12 protein-coding genes are annotated in these 12,995 nt (G+C 68.7%); 3 read left to right on the top strand and 9 right to left on the bottom strand.

Annotated features, from left to right (window positions below; genetic code table 11):
• The first annotated feature begins 12 nt into the window (after positions 1-12).
• Complete coding sequence (locus LX16_RS15010; RefSeq protein WP_147139289.1) at positions 13-609, top strand: hypothetical protein; 597 nt, start codon at positions 13-15, stop codon at positions 607-609.
• Between the two features lie 20 nt (positions 610-629).
• Positions 630-2,774 (top strand): PIG-L family deacetylase, encoded by a 2,145-nt coding sequence (locus LX16_RS15005; RefSeq protein WP_147139288.1) that lies wholly within the window; start codon positions 630-632, stop codon positions 2,772-2,774.
• A gap of 31 nt (positions 2,775-2,805) precedes the next feature.
• Here LX16_RS15005 and LX16_RS15000 read toward each other — a convergent pair whose 3' ends face one another.
• The 9 genes from LX16_RS15000 to LX16_RS14960 form a co-directional block, all read right to left on the bottom strand.
• Complete coding sequence (locus LX16_RS15000; protein ID WP_345740756.1) at positions 2,806-4,158, bottom strand: UDP-glucose dehydrogenase family protein; 1,353 nt, start codon at positions 4,156-4,158, stop codon at positions 2,806-2,808.
• Between the two features lie 340 nt (positions 4,159-4,498).
• A complete protein-coding gene (locus LX16_RS14995; protein WP_147139286.1) occupies positions 4,499-5,362 on the bottom strand; it encodes an ABC transporter permease in 864 nt (287 codons plus the stop codon).
• A complete protein-coding gene (locus LX16_RS14990; protein ID WP_147139284.1) occupies positions 5,349-6,404 on the bottom strand; it encodes an iron-containing alcohol dehydrogenase family protein in 1,056 nt (351 codons plus the stop codon). Before LX16_RS14990 ends, LX16_RS14995 begins: the two co-directional genes overlap by 14 nt.
• Positions 6,392-7,120 carry a phosphocholine cytidylyltransferase family protein gene (locus LX16_RS14985; protein ID WP_147139283.1) on the bottom strand — a complete coding sequence of 243 codons (729 nt, stop codon included), beginning with the start codon at positions 7,118-7,120 and terminating at the stop codon, positions 6,392-6,394. The genes LX16_RS14990 and LX16_RS14985 overlap by 13 nt, the downstream gene beginning before the upstream one ends.
• A 173-nt stretch (positions 7,121-7,293) precedes the next feature.
• Entirely contained in the window at positions 7,294-8,361 is a 1,068-nt protein-coding gene (locus LX16_RS14980; RefSeq protein WP_147139280.1) for a hypothetical protein, read from the bottom strand.
• A 52-nt stretch (positions 8,362-8,413) separates the two neighbouring features.
• Positions 8,414-9,766, bottom strand: a complete 1,353-nt coding sequence (locus LX16_RS14975; RefSeq protein ID WP_147139278.1) for an MCE family protein — start codon at positions 9,764-9,766, stop codon at positions 8,414-8,416.
• Positions 9,763-10,551 (bottom strand): ABC transporter permease, encoded by a 789-nt coding sequence (locus LX16_RS14970; protein ID WP_147139276.1) that lies wholly within the window; start codon positions 10,549-10,551, stop codon positions 9,763-9,765. Before LX16_RS14970 ends, LX16_RS14975 begins: the two co-directional genes overlap by 4 nt.
• A 1-nt stretch (position 10,552) precedes the next feature.
• Positions 10,553-11,311 carry an MlaE family ABC transporter permease gene (locus LX16_RS14965; protein ID WP_147139275.1) on the bottom strand — a complete coding sequence of 253 codons (759 nt, stop codon included), beginning with the start codon at positions 11,309-11,311 and terminating at the stop codon, positions 10,553-10,555.
• The gene (locus LX16_RS14960; RefSeq protein WP_147139273.1) at positions 11,308-12,108 is read right to left on the bottom strand and encodes an ABC transporter ATP-binding protein; all 801 of its coding nucleotides are present in this window, start codon (positions 12,106-12,108) and stop codon (positions 11,308-11,310) included. Before LX16_RS14960 ends, LX16_RS14965 begins: the two co-directional genes overlap by 4 nt.
• Positions 12,109-12,549: 441 nt before the next feature.
• Here LX16_RS14960 and LX16_RS14955 point away from each other — a divergent pair, with 441 nt between their 5' ends.
• On the top strand, positions 12,550-12,921 hold the full coding sequence (locus tag LX16_RS14955; protein ID WP_147140800.1) for a winged helix-turn-helix transcriptional regulator: 372 nt from the start codon (positions 12,550-12,552) through the stop codon (positions 12,919-12,921).
• Positions 12,922-12,995: the final 74 nt, after the last annotated feature.

The following is a 12,995-nucleotide window of genomic DNA, read 5'->3' as shown; positions in this document are numbered from 1 at the left end:
AGTAGTAGAACCATGAAACGAGTTACGGCTCTCGTCAGCTGTGCCGCCGTGCTGGCGGTCGGGTTGGCCGGATGCGGCACCGAGACGCCCGAATCCGACCCGCAGTCCCAGACGTCCTCGGAGAGTCCCGCCGCGACGGCTCCCGCGCAGTTGACCTACGACGCCCCCGACGGGTTCACCGCCGTCTCGAACGCGCAGGTCGAGTTCCCGGTCACGGAGAACTACGAGGCGAGTGCCCTCCAGTTGGACGACGCCTCGGCGAACTACATGATCTACGTGGTGTCGTACCTGCTGGAACCCGGAGTGCTGACCGAGACCCGCAACCAGCAGGAGGCCGTCGTCGCCGAGTACGACGACGTACTCGGCAACCTCGACGAGGGTGCGGTCAACCTCGCCCTGGTCGGCGGTGACCAGGGCCTGTTCCGGCGCGCGTTGTTCTCCAACAGCAGCGGTAAACGGGTCTACCAGGACAACACCTTCCTCTTCAACGGCCTGCAGCTCATCCAGGTGACGTGCCAGTGGGAGGAGAAGGACAGCACCCCCGAGCAGCGCACGGCGATGTACGAAGGGTGTCAGGCGGTTCAGCAGAGCCTTGAGATAACCGGCTGACCGGCTGAAGACCCCTCCTCATGACGACACCTCACCGGTTCAGTGAAACGGCGACCGGTGCCGGAATTCCCCGGCGCCCGCTGCTGCTCGGCGCGCTCGGCTTGGCGGGTGCCTCCACCCTGGCCGCGTGTACCGGCTCCGCGCAGTCGGCGACGCCCGACGGCGGCCCGTACCGGCAGGCGACACACCTTCAGATCATCGCCCACCCGGACGACGACTTCTACTTCTTCAACCTGGACATGGCAAGGGCGCTCCAGGAGGGTCACCGGACCGTCACGGTGTGCTTGACGGCGGGCGAGTCCGACGGCAAGAACCTGCCTCGCAGTGACGACAAGTGGAGCACGTTGTCCACCGACTACTCCGGTTACGCCGCGGCGCGGTTCACCGGGGCGCGTCGCACCTACGCGCAGATGGCCACCGGTGACAGTGCCGCGCAGTGGACCCGTGAGGCCGCGACGGTGGGCCACCTGACCGCCGAGAAGGCGGTGTTGGCCGACAATCCGGACATCGTGCTGCTGTACTTCTCGCTGTGGGAGAACGGCCGCCACTCCGGGATCGGGCCCAGCCGGCGGATCACCGACCTGTGGAGCGGCGAGGCCTCGGACCTCCCCACCCTGCCGTTGCGGGACGGCGCGGTGACGGGAACGGTCTCGTTGAACAGGGACATGCTCGTCGAGAGCCTGGTCGCGGTGCTGGACGAGTACCGCCCCGACGTGGTGCGGATCATGGACACCGACCCCGATCCGCAGATTCACGACGCGGACAACCCGCAGTTCGCCGAACAGGACGGCTACTCCGATCACATCGACCACACCGGTGCGGCGTGGTTCGCCGCCGAGGCACTGGCCCGGTGGCTTCCCGGCCGTCAGGACGGCGCGACCACCGTGGTCGGCTATCGCGGCTACTACAACCAACGGTGGCCCCGGAACCTCAGTCCGGAGGCACGCGAGGAGAAGGGCCGGTACCTCGACACCTACGCGTGGGCGGACGGACGTGACTGCGGTGATCCCGCCGGGTGCGGCGATCTGAAGCTGCCCGCCGACGGCGTCGGCAAACGGTACGGCGGAAGCACCATCCAACGGCATCAGGGCAGCGATCCGGCCCTGACGACCGGTCGGGACGGCCGGCTGCACGCGACGACGGTGCTCAACGGCAGGCCGACGGTGTGGACGGGACAGGTCGATTCGTTCCGTCCTTGGCGTAGCCGGACGCTTGAACGCGAAATGCCGTGGATGCCGTACACGAGCACCACCGTGGACGACCAGGGCCGGGTACTGGTCGCGGGAATCGAATACCGGATGGACTCCGACCGCGACGCACACCTGCGGAACATCACGGTCGCCGAACTCGCCGACGGTGAGGACGTGCGCTGGCACGAACTGGGCAATCCGGCCGGCGGCGGCACGGAGCACGTCCGGGACGTCGGAGTGCCGCAGGTCGTCGTCACGCCGACCGGCACCCGTATGGTCCTGGTCCGAGACCACGACAAGGGTCTGTCGATCCGTGCGGAACTCGAACACGGCCAATGGACGGACTGGCGCTCGCTGGGTGGCGGCGACACGCAGGACGGTCTCAGCGTGGTCCAGGACCACGCCGACGGGGCGTTGATGGTGTTCGCGGCGGCCGCCGACGGTGTCCGGTACTGGCGGATCGTCGACCATGACGAACACCTCACCGACGTACTACCGGTGGATCCCCCCGCCGGGCCGGTGTCGGCGGTGTCGGACCGCAACGGACGGATCCTGCTCATCGCGCGTCAGGCGGGCACCTCGGCGGTCGTCATGTACCAGCGGCCCGCTCTGGACGAGGAGTGGATCACCTCACCGGTGATCCTGGGTGGGAACGGGGGTATCGACCCGGTCGCGGTATCCGCGATGCGGGCGTGGGATCCGACGTTGGCGCTGCTGCACCGGGGCGACGACGCGCGGCTCGGTTTCACCCTGCTGGACTACCGCGGGTTGGAGAGCCGGTCGGCCTCCACGACACCGGAGTGGACGACTTCCGGTCCGGTGGCCGGTCGCGCACCGGGGATGGCGTTGGACGGCGCCGGCCGCCTGGTGGCGGCCGTACTGGGGATGGACGGCTGTCTGTATTCGGCGCATCAGGAGGCACCGGGTAACGGGCCGTTGGGCGACTGGCGGCGGGTGTGGGTGCCGGGGACCTGAACCGGTCCCCGGCTCCGGGTGGCGGCGGCCGTCAGGCGGCGGCGCGGCCCATTCCCCGGTATGTCCAACCGGCGTTGCGCCACAACTGCGGGTCGAGGGCGTTCATGCCGTCGAGGATCCGCTTGTGCGCCACCAGTTCGCCCAGCGCGACCGGGTCGAGGTGACGGAACTCCTCCCACGGCGTCAGGACGCAGATCAGGTCGGCGCCGTCGACGGCCTCGGTGAGCGGCTTGCTGTACAGCAGTTCGGGTTCCGCGACCTGCGCGTTGTCGAGGCCCTTGGGGTCGTACACGGTCACGGCGGCACCGGCGTTGCGCAGCCGGCGGGCGATGTCGAGGGCTGGCGAGTCCCGGATGTCGTCGGTCTCGGGTTTGAACGTCGCACCCAGCACGGTGATGCGCAGGCCGTCGAGACGGGGACCGGCGGGTCCCACCTCCCGGTCGGTGAGTTCGGCGGCGAGCCTGACCGCCTTGGTCCGGCGGCGGGTGTTGACCTCGTCGATCTCGGCGAGGAACCGCAGCGACTCCCCGACACCGAGCTCCTGTGCCCGGGACGCCAGCGCCCGCAGGTCCTTCGGGAGGCAGCCGCCGCCGAAGCCGATGCCGGCGCGCAGGAACTTCTGCCCGATGCGGTCGTCGTGGCCCATGGCGCGCGCCAGGGCGGTGACGTCGCCGCCGGCGACCTCGCAGAGGTCGGCCATGGCGTTGATGTAGGAGATCTTGGTGGACAGGAACGCGTTGGACGCGACCTTGACCAGTTCCGCGGTGGCGAAGTCGGTGACGACCAGCGGCACGTCACGGTCCTCCTGAGCGGCGAGCTCGAAGACGCCCTTGTGGGCGGCCTGGAGGAGCTGCTGCGCCCATTCGCTCTGCGCGGCGAGCACGACCCGGTTGGGGCGCATGACGTCCTGCACGGCGTTGGACTCCTGGAGGAACTCGGGGCTCCAGGCGACCTCCACGTCCACGTCGGGCTTGGAGTGCCGGTCGATGAGCTGCTGCACCCACGAGGAGGTGCCGACCGGGACGGTGGACTTACCGACGATGATGCAGCGCCGGGTCAGGCGCGGCGCCAGCGTGGTGACGCAGGACTCCAGGTACGACAGGTCGGCGGAGTGCGAGTCGGCGCGCGAGGGCGTTCCCACGCACAGGAAGTGCACGTCGCCGAACTCGGCGACCTCGTCGACGTCGGTGGTGAACCTCAGCCGCCCGTTGGCGAGGTTCTTCACGAGCAGTTCGTCCAGCCCGCGCTCGTAGAACGGCAGCTCCCCCGCGTTGAACTTGGCGATCCTGCCCTCGTCGACGTCGTAGCCGAGCACCTCGTATCCCAGTTCGGCGTAGCAGGCGGCGTAGGTGCCGCCGAGCGGGCCGACGCCCAGGAAGGTCAGGCGCGGCCGGGGCACGCCCGAGGTGATGATCGATTCCGCGTCGTTGAGGAGGTTCGTGTTACGCATTCTCGCCTGCCGTTCTGGGCTGGATGTCACGGATATCAACTCTAGTGAGTCGTCGGCCGTCCGTGGCCGGTTCGCCGCGACGTCGCGGGGCGGCCGTTCGTGACGGTCTCGCTCCGGGGGGGGGGGGGGGGGGGGGGGGGGGGGGGGGGGGGGGGGGGGGGGGGGGGGGGGGGGGGGGGGGGGGGGGGGGGGGGGGGGGTGAAACGGTGCGGAGCGCCGCGAAAGTATAACGTTTTCGCGACGCTCCGGAAACGACCGTCACATGACCGTTGGATTAAATCTCCTTCAACACGGCGGGTTCGAGCTTGTAGAACAACCAGCGGCCGAAGAACAACAGGAAGACGCAGAACCCGACGGAGACGAGGATCTGGAAGGTGCTCGGGACGATCTGCGGTATCCACGCCGACCGGTAGAGCTGCATGATGCCGACGAACGGGTTGACCTGGTAGGCCGTCTGCACCCAACTGTCGAGCGGACTGTCGGGGCCGACGACCTTCTCCAGCGGGTAGATGATCGGCATGCCGTAGAACAGCACCCGCATCACCAGTCGCATGAACCGCTGCACGTCACGGAACAGCACGTTGATGGAGGCCAGGATGAACGACAGGCCGGTCAGGATCATGAAGTGCATGGCGACGGCGAAGAACAGGTTGAAGGTGTGCCAACCGATCTGGCCGTCGAAGAAGTACACGAACGCCAACAGGATGGGGATGCCGGCGAGGAACTCCGCGAACCGGGCGAACACGCGCGCCACCGGGAACACCTCGCGGGGGACGCGCATCGTGGTGATCAGCGACGCCTGTGAGGTCAGCGAGGTGGTCGCCTCCGTCATGGCGGAGCTCATCCACTGCCACGCGAAGATGCCCGAGACGATGTAGAGCGGGTACTCGACCTCCGCGGGCAGTCCGCCCCGGTCGTAGAGGACGCCGAAGATGAACCAGTAGATGAACGCCAGACCCAGTGGCTCGATGAGTGACCACAGGTAACCCATCACGGTCGCCTGGTACTTGACGGCGAGGTCTCGCCGGACCAGGACGGTGAGGGACTGGCGATGCCGCCACAACGCGGTCAGACCGGTGGTCTTGGGGAAGATCCGCTTGGGGCGGGCGGCTACGGGCGGCGGGCTAGTTGAGGTCATCTACGAAATCCGTAATCCTTGCGCGCAAAGCGGAACCGTCAAGATTCAGGTGCTCCAGAATGGTGTACCTGCCCGGCCTGGTGCGTGGAGCGTAAGCGACCGCGGCCGTGAACTCGTCCACACTAAGCCCTATATCACCGGGCGTGCGGGGCAGGGCATGGCGCTTCATGGTGGCGGCCATGGCTTCGAACATCCGCGAGTCCCCTCGCAGATGCGTGGCGAACAGCGCGCCGACACCGACCTGTTCACCGTGGGTCGCGGCGTCCGGGTGGTTCTCCTGCACGGCGTGGGCGATCTCGTGACAGGCGCCACTGCACGGCAGTGACGTCCCCGCGACGGCCATGGCGGTGCCGCCGAGGATGAGCGCGTCGGCGAGGCTGGTGAGGAAGTCGTCGTCGGTGAGCTCGCCCGGGTGGCGGAGCACGGCTTCGGCGCTGCTGCGGGACAGGGCCATGGCGAGGCCGTCGATGGGTTCGCCGGTGACGTCGTGGCTCAGCTGCCAGTCGGCGGTGGCGCTGAGGTTGGACAGGGCGTCGCCGACTCCGGACCGCAGTTGCCGGATGGGGGCCTGCCTGACGAAGTCGAGGTCGACGATGACGGCGATGGGTATGTGGGCGCCGTAGGAGATGGAGTGGCCGTCGCGGTCCAGGGAGGCGACGGGTGAGGCGATGCCGTCGTTGGCCAGGCTGGTCGCCACGGACACCATGGGCAGGCCCTGCCGGAAGGACGCGTACTTCACCGTGTCGATGACCCGGCCGCCGCCGATGCCGACGACGGCGTCGAAGTTGCGGCTGCGGAGCTTGTCGGCCAGTTCCAGGGCGTCGGAGTGCCGTCCGGCGGTGATGGTGATGATCTCGGCGCGGCTGAGGCCGTCTCGGAGCCGTTCGGCGGCAGCCTTGCCGACGCCGGGTCCGACCACCACCGCGACCTCGCCGCCCGCGGAGATGCGCCGGTCGGCGAGCAGCGTCCCCAGGTGGGACAACGCGCCGGCGTGCACCTCCACCGCCAACGGGGTGGTGATGGTGCGGGCTAGCAGCGGCATGCCAGCTCCCGTGCCGCGGCGAGGTCGGCGTGGTCGTCGACCTCGACCCATTCGACGTGGCCGATCGGTACGGCGCGGACCTTCGGTCCGGCGTCGGCGAGCAGTTGGAACGCATCCTCGTAGTAGAGGTTCGGGTCGGTGCGGAAGGTGCGTTCGAGCGCCTCGGTGAGTGCGGCGGCGACGCCCGCGTCGATCCGGCTGACCCCGATGTACTCGCCGTAGGCGGTGTCCACCGGCATCTGCTTGGTGACGCGGCTGACGACGCCGTCGGCGTCGCAGCGCAGTTTCATGGCCTCGTCGGTGAGGGTCTTGACGGCGTCGGTGGCCAGCAGGACGCCTTCGGCGTCGGATGCGAGCAGGATCTTCTCGACGGAGCCGGGGTGGACGGTGTCGCCGTTGACCAGCAGGGCACCGTCGGCGTAGACGTCGCGGGCGTGCCACAGCGAGTAGGCGTTGTTCCAGTCGACGCGGTCGTTGTGGATCAGCGTGATGTCGATGCCGTGGCGTTCCCGCAGGTCGTCGCGTACGGCCTCGACGGTGTGGGCGGCGTAGCCGACGACGATCGACACGTCGGAGACTCCGGCCGCCGCGAGGTTGCGGATCGCGATGTCGAGGATCGTGGTGTCTCCGTCGACCGTCAACAGCGTCTTCGGCAGATCGTCGGTGTCGGGCCGCAACCGCTGCCCCTGTCCGGCGGCCAGCACTATTCCACGCACGTGACGAACTCCTCAACGGTGATGCGGGATGCCTCGGTGCCGAATCGGGCGGCGGGGCCGGTTCCGGCGGTGTCGCGTACCCGATTCGGTGCAGCGGCCCATGCTACCGTGCCGGGGCCGCCGCGGCCGTCCTCAGGTGGCCCGCCGGTTCCGGCACGGGTGGGGTCGTCGGCTCAGTTCTGGAGCAGTTTCTGTGCCTCGGCCAGCGCGGTCTCCAGCTTGTCGTGCCACGCGAAGATCTCGTCCTGGTGTTCGACGGCCATGGTCTCCATGGTGTTGTCCCACTCGGTCTGGAGGGTTTCGCGGAGCCCGGTCTCGTCTGAGCATTCGGCCATGTCGACGGCGAGCGCGACCTCCTTGGCGTACGCCTCCTCGAACGGCCAGGGCGCTCCCGGTGGCGGCTCGTGCGCGGGTTCCTCGCCGGTCTCGTCGACCATCTCGCCCATCCCCTCGTAGAACGAGTTGACGTAGGACCACATGTCGAGCGATCCGTCCTTGAACTCGAAGTAGGGGTGGCCGCGGTCCTCGACGCAGGCGGACCAGTCGTCCTGGGCGGTCAGTACGGCCTCGGTCTCGTACATCTCGATCTGGGCCTCCCAGTCGTTCAGGGAGTCGGGCCATTCGACGTAACCGTCCTCGGTGCCGGTGGCGTCGCTGATCCTGCCGCGCACGTCACCGGCACAGCCGGCCTCGGCGGGTGGCTCCGCCTGGTCGTCGTAGGTCTCCGGGTCTTCGGAGTACATGTACTCGTAGTACTCCTCGCCGTACCGGGCCTTCTCGTACTCCTCCCGGTAGGCGTCGGACATCTCCTCCCAGAACGGGTCGGGCCCCATCTCGGGGCCGCCCTGCTCCTCCTCGTACGCGTCCCAGTCGAAGTCGGGGTCGTTGTAGCGGCCGATGTCGAGGCCGATCTCCTCGGCCTCGGCGACGCTGACGGGGATCTCGTACAACCCCGGCGGCTCGGATTCGGTGATCGACTGGCCGTCCTCGAGCCATTCGGTCGGGTCCTGGGTCAGTTCGAGCGGGTGGACGTCGAACCCGGCGTCGGTCATGCAGTCGACGGTCAACCGGTTGACGACACCCTGCAGCTCGGCTTCCAGCCGCATGGCGTCGAGGACGGCCTCGTTGATGGAGTCGAGCGCCGACTCTTCGGGTTCGTCGCCGCCACATGCCGTGAGCAGGGTGGCGGCCAACAGGGCGCCCGACACCGCGACGGGCCAACGGAGGAGGAGGGGCTTCATGTCTGGTTGACGCGCGACGGTCGTGTATTGGTTGCACCCGCGCGACGGGGAATCACCGCACCGACACGGTGTTCCCGCGCAACAGGGGTCCCCACAGGAGGGTCGCGGTGTCGCTGACCCGGGTCGCGTCGACTCCGGTGGCCGCGGCGACGAGCGGGACGATCAACTGTTTCTCCTCCTCGGTGCCTCCGTACCCCATCCGGGGGTCGAACGGCAGGAAGCCGGTGTCGGTCTCGCCGTCCCCGGTGTCGGTGCCGGTGGCGGCGTCGGAGGGGTCGGCGTAGTCGAGCGCGTCGGTGAGTCCCGGGATGTTGATCGGCAGGTTGACGCGGCCGGTGGCGTAGTCGTATCCGTTGGCGAACTGGCGTTCCACGCCGGGGGTCTGGGGGTCCGGGAGTCCGCGGCAGTCGGGGCCGTATCCGGTGGCCCAGGCGGGTTCGTCCATGCCGGGCTCGTACTTGCCGTTGTCGCGGGTGATCTCCAGGGTGATGTGGAGGCGCCCGCCGGAGAACGAGTCCACGATGGCCGGTTCGAGGGCGGTCAGTCCCTGGAACAGGCACGGGTACTGCGGCGAGTACGCGGCCAGCACCTCCAGGAACGGTTCGGTGACCTCCGCGAACTGGATGAGCCTGCCCTGGTACCGGTCGAGGAAGATCCTGGTGTCGTCGCCGAAGTCGGCCGTCGACATCCACAGCGACTTAAGTTGGTCGGACTGTTCGACGACGGTCCGGTTGGTGATCGTCAGGTTCTCCAGGACGGTGATCAGGTCCGGCAGTGCGCCGGTGTACTCGTCGAGGACGGCGGCCAGCAGTTCCAGGTCGGCCTCGATCGCGGGCATCTCGTCGTTGAGCTGCCGGACGACGTCGCCGAGTTTCACGAAGGTCTCGCCGAGGCGGTCGCCACGGCCGTCGAGGGCGTCGGCGACGGAGGTGAGTGTGACGGCGAGCTTCTCCGGTGGGACGGCCCGCAGCAGCGGGAGGGCGCCGTCGAGGACCTCGCCCAGTTCCACGGCCGCCTGCGACCGGTCGACCTCGATGACGGTGTGCTCGGCGATGGGTTCGCCGGTGGGGTCGGCCGGTGGGACGAGTTCGACGTACTTCTCGCCGAACACGGTCTTGGGCAGCAGTCTGGCGGTGACGCCCGCCGGGATGCGCGCGGCGGCGACCGGGTCCAGTCCGAGGGTCAGCACGGCGCCGTCTCCGGTGGACTCGACCGCCCGCACCTCCCCCACCAGGACGCCGTGCAGTTTGACGTCGGCGCCCTTGGACATCTGGAGTCCGGCCGTGTCGGCGTGGACTGTGATGCCGACGACCGGCGTGAACACCTTCGCGTAGGCCGCGACGCACAGGCCCAGCAGTGCGGCGAGCACGACGAGGAAGCCCAGGCCGGCGATGCGTTCTCTCATCCGACAATCCTCACCGTGGTGGTGGCGCCCCAGACCGCCAAGGATACAAAGAAATCGACGATGTTAACTGCGACGATGGCGGTGCGGACGGCCCGCCCGACCGCGACACCGACTCCGGCGGGGCCGCCGGTGGCGTGGTAGCCGTAAAAACAGTGGACACCGATGACGATGACTGCGAACACGACCACCTTGCCGAACGACCACCACACGTCCGTGGACACCAGGAACGTCGAGAAGTAGTGGTCGTAGGTGCCGGTGGACTGACCGAAGTAGAGTGTCGCGACGCCCCGGGTCGCGACGTAGCTGGACAGCAGCGCCAACACGTACAACGGGACGGCCGCCAGCAGGCCGGCGATCATCCGGGTGGTCACCAGGTACGGGAGCGACCGAACGCCCATGACCTCCAGGGCGTCCACCTCCTCGTTCACCCGCATGGCGCCGAGTTGCGCGGTGAAGCCGGCGCCGACCGTCGCCGACAGCGCGATACCCGCCACCAGCGGCGCGATCTCCCTGGTGTTGAAGTACGCAGAGATGAATCCGGTGAACGCGCTGGTGCCGACCTGGTTGAGCGCCTGGTAACCCTGGAGTCCCACCTCGGTGCCGGTGAAGAAGGTCAGGAACACCACGACGCCGACGGTGCCGCCGACGACCGTCAGGCCGCCGACTCCGAAGCTGACCTCGCCCAGCAGCCGGTACACCTCGCGGCGGTAGCGGACCGCCGCCTTCGGCATCCACGCGATGGCCCGCAGGTAGAACAGCAGTTGGGTGCCCAATGTGGTCAACATGTCAGGATCCCTTCTGCGGGACCAGTTGGAAGTACAGCGCGACCATCACGAAGTTGACCGCGAACAGCACCATGAAGCTGACCACCACCGAGGTGTTGACCGCCTGGCCGACGCCCTTGGGGCCGCCCTTGGCGTTCATGCCCAGATAGCACGCGATGAGCGCCGCCACGATCCCGAACACGAAGGCACGCACCTGCGCGCTCACCAGGTCGGCGACCTGGCCCAGGGCGGCGAAGCTCGCCAGGTAGGCGCCGGGTGTGCCGCCCTGCATGTAGACGTTGAACAGGTAGCCGCCGGCGATGCCGACCGCCGAGACGACGCCGTTCAGCAGCACCGCGACCACCGCTCCGGCGATCATCCGGGGCACCACGAGGCGTTGCACCGGGTCGACGCCGAGGGTCTGCATGGCGTCCAGTTCCTCGCGGATCTTGCGGGCACCCAGATCCGCGCACATGGCGGAGCCACCGGCGCCCGCGATGAGCAGGGCGGTGACGATGGGGCCGGCCTCCCGCACCACGGCGAGGACGCTGGCGGCGCCCGCGAACGACTCCGCGCCGATCTGCCGCGACAGCGAACCGAGCTGCAGCGCGATGACCGCGCCGAACGGGATCGCCACCAGCGCGGTCGGCAGGATCGAGACACTGGCGATGAACCACGCCTGCCGGACCGTCTCACCCCACTGGAACGGGCGCTTCGGCACGGCCTTGAACACGTCGGCGCAGAACCCGGTGAACCGGCCGAGCCCGACGAGCGGCCTCATCGGCGGGCCTCCACCGACCGGGTCTCCTCGGCGTCCTTCTCCTCGGCCATCCCGATGGGTCCGTCGAGTCCGGCGGTGAGGAACTGGTGGACGACGGGTTCCCGCGACGCCAGGATCTCCTCCCTCGACGCGAACGCGATCAGTTCGCCCCGGTAGAGCATCCCGATGTGGTCGGGCAGGGTGCGCGCGGTGTTGATGTCGTGGGTGACGATGAGGAACGTCGCGCCGGTCTCGGCGTTGAGGTCGGCGATCAGTTTGCCGAGGAAGGCGGTACGCACCGGGTCGAGGCCGGAGTCCGGTTCATCGCAGAGGATGAGTTCGGGGTCCATCACGAGCGCGCGGGCCAGTCCGGCGCGTTTGCGCATCCCGCCGGAGATCTCGGAGGGGAGTTTGTCCTCGTCCCCGGTCATGCCCACCAGTTCCAGGCGGGCCGAGACGATCCTGCGGATCTCGGCCTCGGTCTTGCGGGTGTGCTCCCGCAGCGGGAAGGCGATGTTGTCGTACACCGTCATCGACCCGAACAGGGCGCCGTCCTGGAACAGGACGCCGCAGCGCTTCCGCACCTCGTACAGTTCTCGGTCCCGCATCGCGGTGAGCTCGCTGCCGTCGATGTACACCCTGCCCCGGTCGGGTCGCAGCAGGCCGATCAGCGTCTTCAGGAACACCGACTTGCCGGTGCCGGACGGACCGAGCAACACCGTGATGTCCCCGGCGGGGACGGTCAGCGTCACATCGGACCAGACGGTCTGTTCACCGAACGACTTGGTCAGTCCGACGACTTCGGCACCGACGCCCATGGAGGGACCTTTCCGCCGGGCGCCGGGGATGGCCGGTGGTGGGGGAGGGCGTCCGGCTGATCACGGCAGCTTAGCGAACCTCCCGGGTGACAAGAAGGGGACGTGGATCACAGTCTCGTAACGGCGAGAACCGCCGTCACCGGGCCACGACCGCCGCGGGTTCGGCGGCCGGTCTCCGCCGTGACGGTCGGTTGGGGACGGGCGGGACGGGTCGGCTGCCGACGGGCCGTGACGACCGATCGATCCACAAGCCACAGTGGTGTCCCGGGGTGCGCCGCGTCGCGCGTGATGGTCTTCCAACCGCCGCCCGGCACCGCGCCCGGCTGCGACCCCGCAGTCAGTGGTGGAGTACGGGCACCTCGGGGCGGACCGTCGGTGCAGTACCGTCGATACGGTACCGCTGTTCTGTTCCGTACCGTTGAAGAGGTGAGTGTCGAGGTCATGGCGAGGAATCTGCCGTACATCTGCGGAATCGACGCGGCCATGGACGTCGTCGGCGGCAAGTGGAAGGGCCTGATCCTGTGGGGCCTCGCCGACGGGGTGCGGCGGTTCGGCGAACTGCGCCGCGAACTGCCGGGAGTGAGCGAGAAGATGCTCGTCCAGCAGTTGCGCGAGCTCGAAGCAGACGGCATCGTCGCGCGGCGGGTGTACGCCGAGGTACCGCCCAGAGTGGAGTACTCACTCACCGAGGAGGGACGGGCCCTCAACGAGGCGTTGGCGCCGTTGGGCGAATGGGGCAGGTGGAACATCCGCCACATCGAGTCCGTCCGAGGCGTCCCCGCCGAGCTCGCCCACGTCGGGCACGAGGACTGACCCGGCCCGACCGCCCGAACCCCGCCCCCACCCTCCGCCTTCCCCGACCGCTTGGTCCCCTCCCGGTCGCGCTT

This window comes from Stackebrandtia albiflava (assembly GCF_007994225.1).
GTDB classification, from domain to species: domain Bacteria; phylum Actinomycetota; class Actinomycetes; order Mycobacteriales; family Micromonosporaceae; genus Stackebrandtia; species Stackebrandtia albiflava.
Note: the sequence above shows the minus strand (reverse complement) of the source record. Positions and strands in the feature narration are given on the sequence as shown.